The sequence below is a fragment of the Janibacter hoylei PVAS-1 genome, from assembly GCF_004025845.1.
Classification (GTDB): Bacteria; Actinomycetota; Actinomycetes; order Actinomycetales; family Dermatophilaceae; genus Janibacter; species Janibacter hoylei.
Map to the genome: position 1 here is coordinate 104,948 of NZ_PIPF01000014.1, position 16,690 is coordinate 121,637.

Consider the following 16,690-nt stretch of genomic DNA (forward strand, 5'->3'; position numbering starts at 1 on the left):
CACCGATCCGGTGCGGGCCCCCCTTCGTCGTGCCCGGGCAGGGCCTGTCAGGACGCGACGGCCTCCAGCTCGGGCGTGGCCTGCTCGTCGACCGGGCGCGAGGCGATGAGGGCGTCGAGGTCGATGACGTCGTCCCGGTAGCGGTCGGTCAGACCGAGCACGGAGCGCACGACGGACTCGAGCCGGTGGCCGGCGCGGACCCAGTCGAAGGAGCTCGCGTACAGGCGTGCCGTGCGACCCAGGGTGCGCCGCAGCCGGGCGTCGTCGACGAGGGTGATGACGTGCTCCTCGAAGTCCTCGACGGAGTCGGCGAGCAACCCGGTGCGACCGTGGACGATCGACTCGCTCGGGCCCCCGGCGAAGCTGTAGGCCACGGCCGGTGTCGCGTGCAGGCCGGCCTCGACGATCGTCAGGCCCCACCCCTCCTTGTGCGAGGGCATGACGACGACCCAAGCGCGGGCGAGGAGCTCGTGCTTGCGCGACTCCTCGACGAAGCCGTGCAGGTGGACGCGGTCGCTCACCCCGCGGGCGCGGGCGTGCTCGGCGATCTCGGCCTCCCAGTAGCCGCCGCCGACGACGTGCAGCTCGAGGTCGGGGTGCGTCTCGGCCCGGGAGGCGAGGATGTCGACGGCCTGCTCGACGTGCTTGTGCGGCACGAGCCGGCCGAGGAAGAGCATCGTCGGCACCTCGGTGCGCTCGAGGCGCGCGTAGGTGTCGAGGTCGCGTGGCCGGTCGTTGCCGGAGTAGACGAGGTCGACGCGCGCGGGGTCCACGCCGAGGGTGGCGAGCTCGTCGCGGGTCGACTTCGAGACCGTGACGTAGCGGCTGCGCCGGTAGACGAAGGGGGCCACCCGCGACTCGAGGAACCAGCCGAGGCGCGCGACCTTGGCACCGAAGACGGCGTCCCACTGGTCGCGGTGGACGTGGTGGACGATGTTGACGACCGGCACCCTGGTGACGAGGGGGGCCCAGAAGGGCACGCCGTTTTGCACGTCGAGGATGACGTCGTAGTCACGGCCGTGTCGCAGGACGTGCCACATGCCGTGGAGGTAGACGCTGAACTTCGAGCCGCGGCGCACGACGTCGACGTCGCCGTGCCGGGTGCGGGGGCTGGCCCCCGGGAAGGACGCTGTGAAGATGGTCACCTGGTGACCGAGGTCGGTGAGGACCTCGGACGTCCGCTCGGTGAAGGTCTCTGCCCCGCCGGCCTCCGGGTTCTCCCGGTCACGCCAAGACAGGTAGAGCACCCGAAGACGGTCCTTCGGGGTGGCCACGCTGCGCGTCATCGTCTCTCCTCGTCGGCCGCGTGGAACCCGCGGCACCGACGGATAGGCTAACGCTGTGAGTTACCCAACGGTAGGTGCCGGCCCCCGGAACGTGTGTGAGGTGTGCGGCAGCGACGTGCGCGGCCAGGCGATCCGCGGGGGGTGCGTGCTCGAGAAGTGCCAGACCTGCGGGCACCTCCTGCGCGACCTCGAGCGCTGCCCTGCGGACCACCGGGACCTTGCCTACGGCGGCGAGCCGACGCTCGACCGCATCAGGCTGGACCTCACCTACCGCGAGCTCGTGCGCGACGGCGTGCCCGACCGCGTCTTCGAGGTGGGCTTCGGCGCCGGCTCGATGCTGCGGCGCTTCCTCGACGACGGGGCCAGCGTGGCCGGCGTCGACCCCGATCAGCTCGGCATCGACGTCGACGAGCGGGTCCGGGCCGAGGGGGACCTGCGCACCGGCGGCATCGAGGACGTCTCCCGCCTGCCCGGCGACCAGGACCTCGTCTACGGCATCCACGTGCTCGAGCACGTCGTGGACCCGCACATCGCGCTGCGGGCCTCGTACGACCTGCTGCGGCCGGGCGGCCGGGCGAGCTTCATCACGCCTGCGGGCGACAGCTCCGGCGTGGAGCGGTACGGCGCGGCCTGGTGGATGCTCGAGGACCCGACCCACATCCGCTTCTTCACGGCCGCCTCCCTCGCCCGGGCGGCGCGGGAGGCGGGCTTCGTCGACGTCGAGGTCCGTCGCCTGCTCCTCGACAGCCTGAGCGTGGACGCCGCGAGCATCGCGCGGGCGCTGCGCCCGGGCTCGCGACCCCGAGGGGTGCTCGGTGCGCGGCCCGTCCTCGCCGGCGCCGTCGCGAGCCTCCCGCTCGTCGTGGCCCAGCGTCTGGTGAGCCCGCGCTCCCGCCCGACGCTGCAGCTGCTGGCCCGTCGTCCATGATGGGGGGCGTGCCGATGACCTCCGACCTGCCGACCCGCCGTGGCCTGCGCCGGTCGGCGCGGCTCTTCTCCGCCTTCCTCGTCGAGCAGAGCGATCCCGAGCGCTTCTACTCGGAGCTCGCGGAGGACTCGATCGCGCTGCTGCGCGAGCACACCGAGCTCCGGGGGCGCACGGTCCTGGACGTCGGTGCGGGCCCGAGCGAGTTCGCCCACGCCTTCCGTGCGGCGGGCGCGCGGTACGTGCCGGTCGACCACGATGCCAGCGTGCCGTCGGTGCGGGACGGGGGAGTGGTGGGCGACGCCCTTCGCCTGCCCCTGGCCGACGGCAGCGTCGACGTCGTCTTCTCGAGCAACATGTGGGAGCACGTGCCCGACCCGGAGGCGGTCGCCGACGAGCTGCTGCGGGTGACCCGGCCCGGCGGCCTGGTCTTCCTGTCGTACACCAACTGGCTCTCGCCCTGGGGCGGTCACGAGACCTCGCCGTGGCACTGGCTCGGCGGCGAGCGGGCGATCGCGCGCTACGAGCGCAAGCACGGGCACCCGCCCAAGAACCGCGTCGGTGAGACCCTCTACCGCGTCAGCGTGCGCCAGGGGCTGGAGTGGGCGAAGGGAGCGGACGCCGACGTCCTCGCGGCCCGCCCGCGGTACCTGCCGGACGCCGCGGCCCACATCCTGCGCGTGCCGGGCCTGCGCGAGGTCGTCACCTGGAACCTGCTGCTCATCCTGCGGCGCCGATGACGCAGGCGCCGGACCCGGTACGGGTCGATGCGGTCCGGGAGCGCGTGCAGCGGTGGACGGCGACCCTGCTCGTCGCGGTCCTGCCGTGGCTCATCGCCCCGGGCATGATCCAGCCGGACACCAAGAGCGACCTCATCATCTCGCCCGGGCGCTATCTCGGGCGGGCCCTGTGGGCGTGGAACGACCACACCGGGATCGGTGAGCTGCAGAACCAGGCCTACGGCTACCTCTGGCCGATGGGCTCGCTCTTCCTCGCCGGGGACGCCGTCGGCATGCCGGCGTGGGTGACGCAGCGGGTGTGGTGGATGCTCCTGCTCGTCGTCTCCTTCGTCGGCGCCGAGCGGGTGGCGCGGCGGCTGGCCGGGCTGACGACAGTTCCTGCGCTGCTCGTCGGCATGGTCTTCGCGCTGTCGCCGCGCGTGCTCACCGTCCTGTCGGAGATCTCGGTCGAGGTGTGGCCGCAGGCCCTCGCGCCGTGGCTGCTGCTCGCCGCAGCCCGCGCCGTGGCACCGGGTGCCGGGCCAGCGCACCGACGTCGTGCCGCGGTCGTCACCGGTCTGCTCGCGGCGAGCCTCGGTGGGGTCAACGCGACGGTCTCGCTCGTCGCCCTGGTGCCTGCCGCTGCCTGGCTCGTGCTCGCGCCGCGCGGTCGGGCCAAGGGACGAGCCCTCCTGTGGTGGTGCGCGGGGGCCGCACTCGGGTCGGCATGGTGGCTCGGGCCGCTCGTCGTCCTCGGCCGCTACGCCTACCCCTTCCTCGACCACATCGAGCTGGCCTCGACCACCACCGCGGTCGCCTCGGTGACCAACGTCCTGCGCGGGGCCAACCACTGGATCGCCTACATCCTCACCTCGGGAGACCACCCGACGTGGCAGAGCGGGTGGCTGCTGGCCCAGTCCGTCACCGGCATCCTCGCGACGACGACCATCGCGGGGCTCGGGCTCGCGGGGCTCGTGCGGCGTCGCGCTGCCGGCAGCGCGGAGGAGGACGGCGAGGGCCGACACCTGACCCGCTGGGGCATCACCCTCGTCCTCCTCGGGGTCGTCGCCATGGCGATCGGCCGCAGCGGGGCCTCGTCGGGCCCCTTCGCGCCGCTCGTGCAGGACCTGCTTGACGGGCCGCTGGCCCCCTTCCGCAACGTGCACAAGGCGGACCTGCTCGTCCGCCTGCCGGTCGCGCTCGGGGTGGGGCTGGTCGCGCACTGGGCGACGCGTGTGGAGCGCGGCGCCGGCCCCGTGGTCCGACAGGTCGTCGTGACGACGACGGTCCTGGCCCTCGTCGGGTCGCTGGCGCCGCTCTGGGCCTCCCGGGTCGGCGATGCCTGGGCGACCGACGGGGTGCCGCGTGCCTGGCGGGACGTGGCGACCGAGGTCGACGACCTCGCCTCCGCCGACGGCGGGACGACGCTCGTGCTGCCGGGTGCCCGCACCGCGGACTTCACCTGGGGGCGGGTCACCGATGAGCCGCTCTCCGCACTGGCCGAGTCGCCCGTGCTCTCCCGAGCGGCCGCCCCGCTGGGGCACCCCGCCGCCACCCGGGTGCTCGACCACCTCGACGAGATGACGGCGACGGGGCGCAGTCAACCCGAGCTCGCCGCCGGCCTGCGCCGCATGGGGGTGAGCCGGGTGGTCGTCCGCGGCGGCCTCGACCCAGATGTCGGCGCCGTGGACTCCGAGCAGGTGGCCGAGACCCTGGCAGCCAGCCCCGGCATCACGCTCGTCTCCTCGGTGGGTGACGGACCCGACCGGATCAGCGTCTGGCGGCTGGACGAGTCGGCGGTGCCGGCGACGACCGTTCCGACCTCCGGGGTCGTCCCGGTCGCCGCCTCACCGGAGGCGTGGTTCGCGCTCGTCGACTCCGGGCTCCTCGACCCCGACGCCGTCACCACGCTCGCCGACGGCGCGGACGCCGAGGTGCGCACCGACACCCTGCGTTGGCAGCCGCTCAACTCGGGCCGGCCCCCGGCCCGGGGTCACGGGCCCACCGTGGCGGGGGACGACCCGTCGCCCTCCGTCGTGGGCACCCGCGACCTGGAGCCCGGCGGTGCCACGACCGGCCGCACGGTGCGGTTCTGGAGCGGCGTCGACGGGATCTCGGTCGGGTCGAGCGCTGCCGACCCCTTCGCGTCCGCGTGGCGCAGTGCCGGCAGCGGGCCGGCGGCGATGGTCGACGGCGACCCGCGGACCGCCTGGGTCAGCGGCGACGGCGAGCTCTCGCAGACGATCACGCTCGACCTGCCAGCCGGGTCCCGACCCGATGCGGTCGTCGTCCACGAGGCATGGGGCGGTGACCTCGCGACACTCACGTCCGTCGAGGTCGACGGCAGTGACGGCATCAAGCCCGAGGGCACGATGACCTGGCGGGTCCCGCTCGACGGGCGGGAGCGACGCAGCATCACCATCGAGCTCACCGGGACGCATGACCCCGCGACCACGACGCAGTCCCCGGTGGGTGTGCGCGAGGTCGAGCTCGAAGGGGCCTCCCGGGCCGGCTCGGGTCTGGAGGTCCCGTCGGGGCCGGGGCCGGTCCTCCTGACGCGCGACCCCAGAGGAGGCAGCGACCTCGCCCTCGGTGAGGACCCGGCGGACCTCGTCCGGCGCGTCGGTCCGCTGCCCCGGACGACCGTCTCGGCATCGGTGCGGGTGCGTCCCGATGCCTCCGGTCAGGAGACCGCCGCCGCACCGTGGTCGCTCACGGGCAGCACCCCTCCCGACGAGAGCGAGTCCTCGGCGGGGCTCACCAGCTGGCCGGTCGCCGCGCTCGACGGTGACCCCGCCACACGCTGGCGCCCTTCGGCGGGAGCCGCTGCACCGGTGCTCGCCCTCGACCTGGGAGCCGCCGCCGAGATCTCGACGATCACGCTGGACCGCGAGGCCGGCCCCGTGACCGTGGCCACCGACGGCGGGCGGTACGTCCTGCCCACCGGCCGGACCCTGACGATCCCGACGCAGCGGACCCGGACGCTGTCGTTGACCTTCAGCCGACCTCCAGGTCGGGCGGACTGGACCGCGCCCGAGGTGTCGCTCGCGGGCGGGCCGGCCCTGTCGGAGCAGGTCACGCTCGCGTGCAACGAGGCCGGCCAGGTCGGGCGTGACGACGGCCGGATCGGGCTCTCCCTCACTGCGGCCCGGCGCTCGCTGGTGCGGGGCGAGCCGGTCCCTGCAACGCCGTGCGGCGAGCTGCCCGACGGTGACGGCTCGATCACCGCGGCGGCGGCCGGCGGTCTCGTGCCCGAGCGCGTCACCCTCACCCCGGTCGGGTGGACCCGGACCGAGGTAGCACCCTCTCGCACGGTCTCCGCGCAGCGCGCGCACACGGGGTCGTGGACGCTCGACGTCGGGGCGGGGGACGAGTCGGTGCTCGTGCTGCATCAGGGGGCCAACGACGGCTGGCGCGCCACCGACCCGGACGGTCGTGAGCTCGAGCCGGTGACGGTCGACGGCTGGCGGCAGGGCTTCGTCCTCCCCGAGGGGGCCGCGACCCGGGTCGAGGTCGACTTCGTGCCCAACGCGCAGCACCGGGCCGCGCTGGCGGTGGGCGCCGCACTCGTGGTTTTCCTGCTCCTCTGGGGGTTCGTCGAGCTGCTGCTGCGTCGTCGTGGCACCGACGAGGAGCCACCCGAGGTGTCGGGGGGCGCGCCGGAGCCCGTGGTGGCCCAGCCCGGGTCGGGCGAGACCGTGAGCGCGTCCGCCTCGCCGGTCTGGGTGGTCCGGGTGCTCGGGGTCGCCTGCGGTGCCGTCGTCGGGCTGCTCGTCGCGGGGTGGGCGGGCGCCCTGGCGGGAGCCGTCGGCGCGCTCGTGCCCGTGCGCGGCCGCGCCCTGGTCGTCTCGGTCGTGCTCGTCGGCGCCGGCGTGGCGCTCACCGTCCTCGGGGTCGCGGAGCGGCAGTCGGCCGGCGCGCACGCCTCCCAGCTCCTGGGCGCACTCACGCTCGGGGTGCTGGCTGCTGCTCTCGTGCGGCCGTGGTCCGGTGTGCCCGATCGAGGACCGGACGCTCCAGCAGCGTCCACGACAGGTGACCCAGACCCACGCTGACGACCGTGACGAGCAGCAGCACCGAGGCAAAGGGGGCGGAGAAGAGCCGCAGGTCGAGGGCCGCGAAGACGACCTGGAGCACAAGGACGTGCCACAGGAAGACGGCATAGGAGATGTCCCCGGCCCAGCGCAGCACCCCCGCGACGGGGGAGGCGGCGAGCGACTCCGTCAGACCGCGCGAGGTGCCCGCCAGGAGCAGGCACGCGGCGACGAGTCCGTAGAGGACCTCTGCGGCGACGGCCTCGGACCCGGTCGTGGCCTCCAGGCCACGTGGTCCTGCCACGGGGGTGGACGCCACCACCCAGAGCACGAGGGCGAGCAGGGCCAGCGTCCCCGGGCTCGTGCGCAGCACCTCCACGAGGGGCGACCGGGGGCGGCAGCCGGCCCGCTCGGACTCGACGAGGACGGCGACGGCGACACCGACGGCGAACCACGCGGCATGACCCGCAGCGCTCGTCGCGAGCAGACCGCCCCACCGTGCGTCCGGCACGAGCGCCGCGACCCCCTGCTGGCCGATCCCGACGAGCGCCACCACCGCGCACAGCCCGAGGAGTCGGCGCGCGCTCGGGGCCGCCTGCACCCCGCGGACCAGTGGTGCGGCCACGAGGGCCGCGAGGGGGAGCAGCAGGTAGAAGGTCACCTCGGACGTGAGGCTCCACGTCTGGGTGAAGGCCTGGAAGGTCTCACCGGTCAGGCCCTGGCCGATGACGAGGTGCGCGAGGACGGTGGGCACGTCGAGCGCACTCGCTGCGGCGCCGCCGAGCAGGGCAGCCACCGCGACGACGAAGGCCAGGGCCAGCAGGTACCCGGGCAGGATCCGCGCCGCCCGCCGCACGAGGTAGCGGGGGAGCGACCACTCGACGTGGCCGCCCAGTGCCCGCCGGACGAAGGGGGTCGACAGCAGGTACGCGGACAGGGCGAAGAAGATCGCGACGCCGAGCTCGCCCCGCACCGCCAGCCCACCGATGATGCCCTCGGCGCCGGCGCCGGTCCAGAAGGCGACGTGCGAGAGCAGCACCAGCCAGGCCGCGACGGCGCGCAGCGCGTCGAGCCCGAGGATCCGTCCCGGTCGGGCCTTCGCGCCATCCATCTCGTCACCTACCATGCAGTAATAATTGCTGAGATCCACTCGGGGAGAGGACTTCCATGACCGCGCGTCCCGTCTTGCGTGCTCGCGCGCCCCTGCGGGTGAGCTTCGCAGGTGGCGGCACCGACGTCGCCCCCTTCCCCCAGCGGGAGGGCGGGGCCGTGCTCAGTGCCACCATCGGCAGCTACGCCTACGCCACCCTCCGGCCGCGCACCGACGGGCACATCACCGTCGAGTCCCACGACTACGGGACCTCCATCGGGTACGACGTGGGGACCCCCTTCGTCCTCGACGGCACGCTCGACCTGCCCAAGGCCGCGATCGCGCGCATCATGACCCTCGAGGGCGCGATCCGCTCCGACGGCTTCGACCTCTTCCTGCACACCAACGCACCGCCTGGGTCCGGCCTCGGCAGCTCGAGCGCGGTCATGGTGGCCGTCATCGACCTCGTCGCCCGGCACTGCGGGCTCGACCTCGGTCCGCACGAGATCGCCGAGCTCGCCTACCGCCTGGAGCGGGAGGACCTGCAGATCCCCGGTGGTTACCAGGACCAGTACGCCGCGGCCTTCGGCGGCTTCAACTTCATGGAGTTCCGCCAGGACGGCGACGTCGTCGTCAACCCGCTGCGCGTGCGCCAGGACACCGTGCACGAGCTCGAGCACAACATGCTGCTCGCGTACACGGGGCGCACCCGGGTGAGCGACCACATCATCGAGGACCAGGTCTCCCGCTACGAGACGGGCAACGAGGACGCCGTAGCGGGCCTGCGCGCCCAGCGTGACCTCGCCGATGCCATGCGCGTCGCGCTGCTGCGCGGCCGGGTCGACGAGATCGGCCACCTGCTCGGGCAGGCCTGGCAGGAGAAGCAGCGGATGTCCTCGCGCATCACGACCCCTCTGATCTCCGAGGCCGTCGAGCGGGCCCTCGCCCGGGGCGCTTTGGGGGGCAAGGTGACCGGTGCCGGCGGCGGCGGTCACATGATCTTCATCTGCGAGTTCGAGAAGAGGCACCTCGTCGCAGACGAGCTCATCACCCTGGGGCTGTCGGTCTCGGAGTTCACCTTCACCAAGCACGGCGTGACGACCTGGAAGGGACAGCAATGACAGCGACCGAGGCAGCAGCCTCCCTGGTGACGCAGCAGCTCGACGAGGGCATCGCCGCCTGGGCGGAGCTGGCCCGCCAGGTCGCGGAGCCGACGGTGCGCGAGCAGGTCGAGGCCGCCGGCCGGGTCGTCGTGGCCGCTCTGCAGTCCGGGCGCACCCTGCTCGTCGCGGGCAACGGTGGCTCGGCCGCGATCGCCAGCCACGTGGCCGCGGAGTTCCTCGGCAAGTGCATCCACGACCGGCACCCGCTGCCGGCCATCAGCCTCGCCGAGTCGCACTCGTCGCTCACCGCGATCGGCAACGACTACGGCTTCGACCAGGTCTTCCTCCGGGGCGTGCGAGCCTTCGGCCGACCCGGAGACGTCTTCCTCGCCATGTCGACGTCGGGGACGAGCCCCAACGTCGTGGCCGCCCTCGCCGAGGCGCGCAGCCGCGGCCTCGCCACGATCCTCATGACCGGCTCGAAGGGAGCGGGGCAGGCCGATCTGGCCGACCACCTGCTCGTCGTGCCGTCGTCCCAGACGCCCCGCATCCAGGAGGTCCACATGCTGTGGGCGCACGCCTGGTGCGAGGCGGTCGACCTCGTCATGCAGGACGCGCCCTGACCGCTCGGCCCTGGTGGTTCGGGCCGCAGGCCCTCCGCCGACCGGGGGAGGGCACCCCCTTCGACCTCGTCCTGCTCGACCGCGACGGCACGCTCAACGTGCGCATCGAGGGGGGCTACGTGACGCGGCCCGACGAGCTGGAGCTGCTGCCGGGGGCGGCGGCCGGTGTCGGCCGGCTGGCGGCGCTCGGCTGCCCGGTCGTCGTCGTGACCAACCAGCGCGGGGTCGCGAGGGGCCTGCTGTCGCGGACGGACCTCGAGGCCGTCCACGCACGGCTGGCGCAGGACCTCGCCGCCGCCGACGGGCGCGTCGACGCTGTCGCGGTCTGCCCGCACGACGAGGGGGAGTGCTCGTGTCGCAAACCCTTCGACGGGCTCTTCCGCGAGGCGCTCGCGCGAGCGCCCTGGGCCGACCCGCGCCGGTGCCTGATGATCGGGGACATGCCGTCGGATCTCGAGCCCGCGCGCGGTCTCGGGATGCGGACCGAGAGGGTGGGTCCGGACCGGCCCTTCGGTGAGGTCGTCGCCCGCGTCCTCGGGGGTCCGGGGCCCCGACGCGACGCCTGACGACGTCCGACGTGGCGAAGGCCACGTCCCCTAGGCTGTGCCCGGACGGAGGCGGCGCTCACGAGGTGCTACTGTCCGGTAAGTTATTCAGGACCAAGGAGGGTTCTCTCGTGCGCAAGTACCTGCTGCCGGCGATCATCATGGCTGTCGGAGCGTTCATCCTCACCATGGGGCTGCTCTTTCGGTTCTATGCCTATCCCAAGCTGGCGGTCGTCCCCAACGACCAGAACACGACGCAGATCGTCCAGGACCCCGACGCCAAGTTCTTCGACGCGGACAACGTCAAGCCCGGCCAGGGCGAGCTGACGACGACGGCCCGCATCATCGGCGACCCGGACGCGGCCGAGCAGGCCTCCGAGGAGTCCGGCAGGGACGTCGCCGTCTGGAACAGCGGCCAGGTCAGCGACAACAACGGTGACAACATCCCGATGGACGGCAGCACCGAGGTGTATGTCTTCGACCGGCACACCGGCGAGGCCATCAACTGCTGCGGCGAGTCCAAGAACGGCGAAGAGGTCAAGCGCGACGGCCTCCTCGTGAAGTTCCCCTTCGACACCCAGCCGACCGACGAGTACAGCTGGTGGGACAGCACCGTCGGTAAGTCCTTCCCCGTCAAGTACGAGGGCGAGGAGGACCTGCAGGGCATGAAGACGTACAAGTTCACGCAGGAGGTCCCCGAGACCAAGTACGCCCAGCGTGAGCTGCCCGGCAACCTCTTCGGTGGAGCCGACGACTCCGGTGCCGTCAACGCCGACCGCTACTACTCCAACAAGCGCACCTTCTGGGTCGAACCGGTGACGGGCGTCGTCCTCGACCGCGTCGAGGAGCAGAAGCAGGAGTTCCGCTACAACGGCAAGACCCTCAACGCCCTGGAGACGACCTCGCGCTTCACGCCCGAGACCGTCGACAAGAACGTCGAGGAGTACAGCTCCAAGTCCACGCTGCTCAACATGGTCCACACGGCCCTCCCGATCGTCTTCACGATCCTCGGTCTGCTGCTCCTGCTGGGTGGTCTGCTCCTCTCGCTCGTCATCGGCCGTCGCGGTCGCGGTGAGCCGGCCCCGGCCTACGTCGACGACCGGGAGGACCCGGTCTTCGGCTCGGCCGCGCCGGACGCCGAGACCCGCCCGCGTCGCGACCTGCACGGTCACTGAGGAGCAGCACCACATGCGCGTCGTCGTCACGGGAGGGGCCGGCTTCCTCGGCTCCCACCTCTGCGAGAGGCTGATCCGGAGGGGCGACCAGGTCGTCGCCCTGGACAACTTCGTCACCGGTGATGCCGCCAACGTCGCGCACCTGCAGCACGAGCCGGGCTTCGAGCTCCACCAGGTCGACGTCACCCGTGACGTCTCCGTCGACGGTGACGTCGACCTGGTGCTCCACTTCGCCTCGCCGGCGAGTCCGGTCGACTACCTCAAACTGCCGATCGAGACCCTCGAGGTCGGCTCCATCGGGACGATGCACGCCTTGGCCCTGGCCCGGGCGAAGGGGGCCCGCTTCGTCCTCGCGTCCACCTCGGAGGTCTACGGCGACCCGGCGGTGCACCCGCAGCCCGAGACCTACTGGGGGCACGTCAACCCCGTGGGGCCGCGCGGCGTCTACGACGAGGCCAAGCGGTTCGCCGAGGCGATGACCCTGGCCCACCGCAACACCCACGGCATCAGCACGGGCATCGTGCGGATCTTCAACACCTTCGGTCCGCGGATGCGCCCCAACGACGGTCGGGCGATCCCCAACTTCGTCCGTCAGGCGCTGGCGGGCGAGCCGGTGACAGTGGCCGGCGACGGGTCGCAGACCCGCTCCATCTGCTACGTGGACGACCTCGTCACGGGCATCCTCGCCCTCGCGGACAGCGACCACGCGGGGCCGGTCAACATCGGCAACCCGCACGAGATCTCCATGAAAGATCTCGCCGAGTGGATCATCCGACTCACCGGGTCCTCCTCGACGATCGAGTACATCCCGCGCCCCGTCGACGACCCCACGGTCCGTCGACCCGACACGGCACTGGCCGAGGAGCTGCTCGGGTGGAACCCCGAGGTGCCGATCGAGGACGCGCTGCTGCGCACCATCGACTGGTTCCGGGACGAGACGCGGGCAGAGCACTTCGCCGAGCCGCCGCTCGGGGCCGAGGAGACCGCTCACATCCTCGCCGGGCACTGACCGCCCGTCACGCCGGTCGCGTGGCGACGAAGATCGCCGTCCCCGGCAGGTGCTCGCCGCGCAGCGGCGACCACCCACCCCACACCTCGCGGTTGTCGGCCGGCCACTCGGGCTCGTGGACGGCGCGCAGCACGAGCCCCGCATCGACGATCTCGGCGATCCGGTGCCCCATCGTGCGGTGGTGCTCGACATAGCTCGCCTCGCCCCACGTCGCCTCGACGTACGGCCGCTCGTCGAAGTACGAGCCGTTGGCGGTCAGCCCCTCCGGCCCGGGGACGTCGGGGAAGGCCCACCGGATCGGGTGCGAGGTGGAGAAGGCGAGCAGCCCGCCCGGTCGCAGGACCCGGGCGAGCTCGAGCATGAGCCCCGCCGAGTCCGCGACGAAGGGAGTCGCGCCGTAGGCGGAGAAGACGACGTCGAAGCAGGCGTCGGCGAAGGGGAGGCGCGTCGCGTCGGCCTGGGCGAGGGCGGGTGCCGGCCCGGGGGTGCGGGCATCGAGGAGCCGGGCCGTCGCGAGCATGCCGCCCGAGAGGTCGGTCGAGACGACGGTCGCGCCGCGGGCGGCGCACCAGCGGGCGCCCTGGGCGCCGCCGCCGCCGAACTCGAGCACCCGTCGACCCGCGAGCTCCGCGGGGTCGCCGAGCACGTGTAGGTCGTCCTCGGACCATCCCTCCGGACCCCACACGAGGTCGGCGTCGCCGAGGAAGGAGCCGTGCTCGGTGAGGTAGTCGGACGCCTCCCGGTCCCACCAGCCGCGGTTGGCCGAGACCGTCTCCGCCTGGCCGCTCTCGCGCCGGGTGATCGCCTCGGTGTACTCGACCTCGTGCTCGTCCATGGCTCCGGACGCTAGCCGACGAGGCCGGCTTTGCTCCCTTCGCCGGCGGGCCCTAGGATGGACACGCACTTCTGTGTGCCCACCCGGGCACCCGGGTGCTGCAGCACCCGTCCGAACGATCACCTGTCCACAATCGGAGTTCCTACTACATGACTGCCAGCACGGTCGACACGACCGCCCCTCAGATCGCCGTCAACGACATCGGCTCTGAGGAAGACCTCCTCGCCGCCATCGACGCGACGATCAAGGACTTCAACGATGGCGACATCGTCGAGGGCCACATCGTCAAGGTCGACCGCGACGAGGTCCTGCTCGACATCGGCTACAAGACCGAGGGCGTCATCCCCTCGCGCGAGCTGTCCATCAAGCACGACGTCGACCCGTCCGAGATCGTCGCCGTCGGCGACAGCGTCGAGGCCCTCGTCCTCCAGAAGGAGGACAAGGAAGGTCGCCTCATCCTGTCCAAGAAGCGTGCGCAGTACGAGCGCGCCTGGGGCACGATCGAGAAGATCAAGGAGGAGGACGGCGTCGTCACCGGCACCGTCATCGAGGTCGTCAAGGGTGGCCTCATCCTCGACATCGGCCTGCGTGGCTTCCTCCCCGCCTCCCTCGTCGAGATGCGCCGCGTCCGCGACCTCCAGCCGTACGTCGGCAAGGAGATCGAGGCGAAGATCATCGAGCTCGACAAGAACCGCAACAACGTGGTCCTGTCCCGCCGCGCCTGGCTCGAGCAGACCCAGTCCGAGGTCCGCACGACCTTCCTCAAGGAGCTCCAGAAGGGGCAGGTCCGCTCCGGCGTCGTCTCCTCGATCGTCAACTTCGGTGCCTTCGTGGACCTGGGTGGCGTCGACGGTCTCGTCCACGTCTCCGAGCTGTCCTGGAAGCACATCGACCACCCGTCGGAGGTCGTCGAGGTCGGCGACGAGGTCACCGTCGAGGTCCTGGACGTCGACATGGACCGCGAGCGTGTCTCCCTGTCGCTCAAGGCGACGCAGGAGGACCCGTGGCAGCACTTCGCCCGGACCCACGCGATCGGTCAGGTCGTCCCGGGCAAGGTCACCAAGCTCGTCCCCTTCGGTGCCTTCGTGCGCGTCGAGGACGGCATCGAGGGTCTCGTCCACATCTCCGAGCTGGCCGAGCGCCACGTGGAGCTGCCGGAGCAGGTCGTCAACGTCGGCCAGGAGATCTTCGTCAAGGTCATCGACATCGACCTCGAGCGTCGTCGCATCTCGCTGAGCCTCAAGCAGGCCAACGAGGACGGCGCCAACCTCACGGAGTTCGACCCGACGCTCTACGGCATGGCTGCCGAGTACGACGAGCAGGGCAACTACAAGTACCCCGAGGGCTTCGACCCGGAGACCAACGAGTGGCTCGAGGGCTACGAGTCGCAGCGTGAGGCGTGGGAGAAGCAGTACGCCGACGCGCACGCTCGCTGGGAGGCGCACCGCGCCCAGGTCGAGAAGGCTGCGGCCGACGACGCCGCCGCTGCGGAGAGCGGCGCCGAGCCGGTCGCCGCGACCTCGTACAGCTCCGACAGCGCTGCTGCGCCGAGCGCCGGCACCCCGGCACCGACCTCCGAGGGCACGCTCGCCTCGGACGAGGCGCTGGCCGCGCTCCGCGAGAAGCTCACGGGCAACTGACCCGAGGGTCTGACCGAAGGGGGGCGTCGCACCATCTGGTGCGGCGCCCCCCTTCGTGACGGTCGCTGCGCGACCTCCTGGGGCGACGCCTTCGTCGACGGCAACGATGCCTAGGATCGAGCCCATGTTGCGTATCGGGCTGACGGGTGGCATCGGGTCGGGGAAGTCGACGGTGTCGGCAAGACTCGCGGAGCTCGGCGCGGTGGTCGTCGATGCCGACAAGATCGCCCGCGAGGTCGTCGAGCCGGGGGAGCCGGCGCTGGCGGCCATCCGCGATCGATTCGGGGACACGGTCTTCGGCCCGGACGGCGCCCTCGACCGGCCGGCCCTGGGCCGGGTCGTCTTCGGCGACCCCGAGGCCCTCGCAGCACTCGAGAGCATCACCCACCCGGCGATCTGGGGGCGCACCGCCGACCGTTTCAGCGCCGCGGAGGCCGCCGGGACCTCGATCGGCGTCCACGACATGCCGCTGCTCGTCGAGAAGCAGATGGCGGGGGAGTACCACCTCGTCGTCGTCGTCGACACGCAGGAGCAGGTCCGGCTGCAGCGGCTCGTCGAGCTGCGGGGGATGCCCGAGGACGAGGCCCGCTCGCGCATCGCTGCCCAGGCCACGGACGAGCAGCGCCGTGCCGCCGCCGACGTGCTCCTCGACAACAACGGGACGCCTGAGCAGCTGGTCACCCAGGTCGACCGGCTGTGGAACGAGCGGTTCACTCCCTTCGCCGACAACCTCGCCGCCGGGCGGCGCCGTGAGCGGGAGCCCGTCATCACGCTCTCCGACCCTGACCCCACGTGGCCGGCCCAGGCGGCCAGGCACCTGGCGCGGATCGCCCACGCGCTCGGGGACCGGGCGGCGACCCTCGACCACATCGGCTCGACCGCCGTGCCGGGGCTCGTGGCCAAGGACGTGCTCGACCTGCAGGTGGGGGTCGCATCCCTCGCCGACGCCGACGAGGAGGGTTTTGTCCGGGCCATGACCGCCGCGGGCTATCCGCGTGTCGACGGGTACCTCGCCGACCACCCGCGCGTCGACGGGCGCAGCCCGCAGGAGTGGCCCAAGCGCTTCCACGGCAACAGCGACCCCTGTGTCGCGGTCCACGTGCACGTGCGTGAGGTGGGCTCACCCGGGTGGCGCTGGGCGCTGCTGTTTCGCGCCTGGTTGCGCGCCGAGGCCACGGCTCGTGAGGAGTACACCGCGCTCAAGCGGGAGGTCGCCGGGCGCGGCCTGGCCATGGAGGACTACGCGGAGGCCAAGGAGCCGTGGTTCGACGGGATCCACGCACGGCTCGAGGAGTGGGCCCGGCAGACGGGGTGGGAGCCCGAGGCCGGCGGCGCCTGATGCCCTCCTACCGGGTCGCCGTCGACGTCCACGGGGTCACACCGGGGGTGGCGCCAGAGGCGCTGCTGCCCCGGGCGGAGGCGCTGCTGGCCGGCGGGCATCGCGTCGAGGACCGCTCCGTCGAGCTCGTGCGAGGCCAGCCCCAGATCCACCTGCGCTTCCTGGTCGCCGGAAGCCACGACGCCCGGGAGGACGACGAGGCCGAGGACGCCGTGCGGGCGCTCGTCGCCGCGCTGGCGCCCGTGGCGCACCTCGGGACCTGGACCCTGCGCCGTGGCCCCGGTGGTCACTGGCGCACGATCCGCAGCGGTGATGCCAGGGACGGCGTGCCCGAGCACCCCGTCGACGGCTCTGTTGCAAAAATCGT

14 protein-coding genes are annotated in these 16,690 nt (G+C 72.5%); 11 read left to right on the top strand and 3 right to left on the bottom strand.

The genetic code is table 11. The annotated features are described in order from the left end of the window. Positions 1 to 47: 47 nt before the first annotated feature. Entirely contained in the window at positions 48 to 1,286 is a 1,239-nt protein-coding gene (locus tag CWN80_RS14675; protein ID WP_007928378.1) for a glycosyltransferase family 4 protein, read from the bottom strand. 100 nt (positions 1,287 to 1,386) lie between these two features. On the opposite strand from CWN80_RS14675, the gene CWN80_RS14680 reads away from it, so the two are divergent. Genes CWN80_RS14680 through CWN80_RS14690 form a run of 3 tightly spaced genes read left to right on the top strand, consistent with a single transcriptional unit; the run spans position 1,387 to position 6,985 of the window. Further along, positions 1,387 to 2,214 (top strand): class I SAM-dependent methyltransferase, encoded by an 828-nt coding sequence (locus CWN80_RS14680; RefSeq protein WP_007928380.1) that lies wholly within the window; start codon positions 1,387 to 1,389, stop codon positions 2,212 to 2,214. A 14-nt stretch (positions 2,215 to 2,228) separates the two neighbouring features. Continuing rightward, complete coding sequence (locus CWN80_RS14685) at positions 2,229 to 2,951, top strand: class I SAM-dependent methyltransferase (RefSeq protein ID WP_040881396.1); 723 nt, start codon at positions 2,229 to 2,231, stop codon at positions 2,949 to 2,951. After that, entirely contained in the window at positions 2,948 to 6,985 is a 4,038-nt protein-coding gene (locus CWN80_RS14690) for an alpha-(1->3)-arabinofuranosyltransferase domain-containing protein (RefSeq protein WP_128277479.1), read from the top strand. The genes CWN80_RS14685 and CWN80_RS14690 overlap by 4 nt, the downstream gene beginning before the upstream one ends. On the opposite strand, the gene CWN80_RS14695 is transcribed toward CWN80_RS14690, so the two are convergent. Then, positions 6,876 to 8,075: an acyltransferase family protein gene (locus CWN80_RS14695; protein WP_157986939.1), complete on the bottom strand. Its 1,200-nt coding sequence runs from the start codon at positions 8,073 to 8,075 to the stop codon at positions 6,876 to 6,878. The two genes, CWN80_RS14690 and CWN80_RS14695, sit on opposite strands and share 110 nt — an antisense overlap. A gap of 56 nt (positions 8,076 to 8,131) precedes the next feature. Here CWN80_RS14695 and CWN80_RS14700 point away from each other — a divergent pair, with 56 nt between their 5' ends. From CWN80_RS14700 to CWN80_RS14720, 5 genes are all read left to right on the top strand, one after another. Then, entirely contained in the window at positions 8,132 to 9,175 is a 1,044-nt protein-coding gene (locus CWN80_RS14700) for a GHMP family kinase ATP-binding protein (protein ID WP_007928402.1), read from the top strand. Then, a complete protein-coding gene (locus CWN80_RS14705) occupies positions 9,172 to 9,780 on the top strand; it encodes a D-sedoheptulose-7-phosphate isomerase (protein WP_007928405.1) in 609 nt (202 codons plus the stop codon). The genes CWN80_RS14700 and CWN80_RS14705 overlap by 4 nt, the downstream gene beginning before the upstream one ends. Next, complete coding sequence (locus tag CWN80_RS14710) at positions 9,726 to 10,346, top strand: D-glycero-alpha-D-manno-heptose-1,7-bisphosphate 7-phosphatase (RefSeq protein ID WP_202865257.1); 621 nt, start codon at positions 9,726 to 9,728, stop codon at positions 10,344 to 10,346. Before CWN80_RS14705 ends, CWN80_RS14710 begins: the two co-directional genes overlap by 55 nt. Before the next feature lie 110 nt (positions 10,347 to 10,456). Beyond that, a complete protein-coding gene (gene pgfA / locus CWN80_RS14715; RefSeq protein ID WP_007928408.1) occupies positions 10,457 to 11,500 on the top strand; it encodes a cell envelope lipid trafficking protein PgfA in 1,044 nt (347 codons plus the stop codon). 13 nt (positions 11,501 to 11,513) lie between these two features. Continuing rightward, complete coding sequence (locus CWN80_RS14720; protein ID WP_007928410.1) at positions 11,514 to 12,509, top strand: UDP-glucuronic acid decarboxylase family protein; 996 nt, start codon at positions 11,514 to 11,516, stop codon at positions 12,507 to 12,509. 7 nt (positions 12,510 to 12,516) lie between these two features. Here CWN80_RS14720 and CWN80_RS14725 read toward each other — a convergent pair whose 3' ends face one another. Continuing rightward, a complete protein-coding gene (locus CWN80_RS14725) occupies positions 12,517 to 13,344 on the bottom strand; it encodes a class I SAM-dependent methyltransferase (protein ID WP_128277481.1) in 828 nt (275 codons plus the stop codon). A 149-nt stretch (positions 13,345 to 13,493) separates the two neighbouring features. Here CWN80_RS14725 and rpsA point away from each other — a divergent pair, with 149 nt between their 5' ends. The 3 genes from rpsA to CWN80_RS14740 form a co-directional block, all read left to right on the top strand. Further along, entirely contained in the window at positions 13,494 to 14,984 is a 1,491-nt protein-coding gene (rpsA, locus tag CWN80_RS14730; RefSeq protein WP_007928412.1) for a 30S ribosomal protein S1, read from the top strand. Between the two features lie 124 nt (positions 14,985 to 15,108). Beyond that, positions 15,109 to 16,323: a dephospho-CoA kinase gene (gene coaE, locus CWN80_RS14735; protein ID WP_128277482.1), complete on the top strand. Its 1,215-nt coding sequence runs from the start codon at positions 15,109 to 15,111 to the stop codon at positions 16,321 to 16,323. Continuing rightward, on the top strand, positions 16,323 to 16,690 hold a 368-nt coding region (locus CWN80_RS14740), incomplete at its 3' end, for a hypothetical protein (RefSeq protein WP_128277483.1). The genes coaE and CWN80_RS14740, both read left to right, overlap by 1 nt.

Coding starts and splice junctions, on each gene's coding strand:
- CWN80_RS14675 (WP_007928378.1), bottom strand. CDS start 1,286: ATGACGCGCAGCGTGGCCACCCCGAAGGACCGTCTTCGGGTGCTCTAC.
- coaE (WP_128277482.1), top strand. CDS start 15,109: ATGTTGCGTATCGGGCTGACGGGTGGCATCGGGTCGGGGAAGTCGACG.
- CWN80_RS14685 (WP_040881396.1), top strand. CDS start 2,229: ATGACCTCCGACCTGCCGACCCGCCGTGGCCTGCGCCGGTCGGCGCGG.
- CWN80_RS14695 (WP_157986939.1), bottom strand. CDS start 8,075: ATGGATGGCGCGAAGGCCCGACCGGGACGGATCCTCGGGCTCGACGCG.
- CWN80_RS14720 (WP_007928410.1), top strand. CDS start 11,514: ATGCGCGTCGTCGTCACGGGAGGGGCCGGCTTCCTCGGCTCCCACCTC.
- CWN80_RS14725 (WP_128277481.1), bottom strand. CDS start 13,344: ATGGACGAGCACGAGGTCGAGTACACCGAGGCGATCACCCGGCGCGAG.
- CWN80_RS14690 (WP_128277479.1), top strand. CDS start 2,948: ATGACGCAGGCGCCGGACCCGGTACGGGTCGATGCGGTCCGGGAGCGC.
- CWN80_RS14705 (WP_007928405.1), top strand. CDS start 9,172: ATGACAGCGACCGAGGCAGCAGCCTCCCTGGTGACGCAGCAGCTCGAC.
- CWN80_RS14700 (WP_007928402.1), top strand. CDS start 8,132: ATGACCGCGCGTCCCGTCTTGCGTGCTCGCGCGCCCCTGCGGGTGAGC.
- rpsA (WP_007928412.1), top strand. CDS start 13,494: ATGACTGCCAGCACGGTCGACACGACCGCCCCTCAGATCGCCGTCAAC.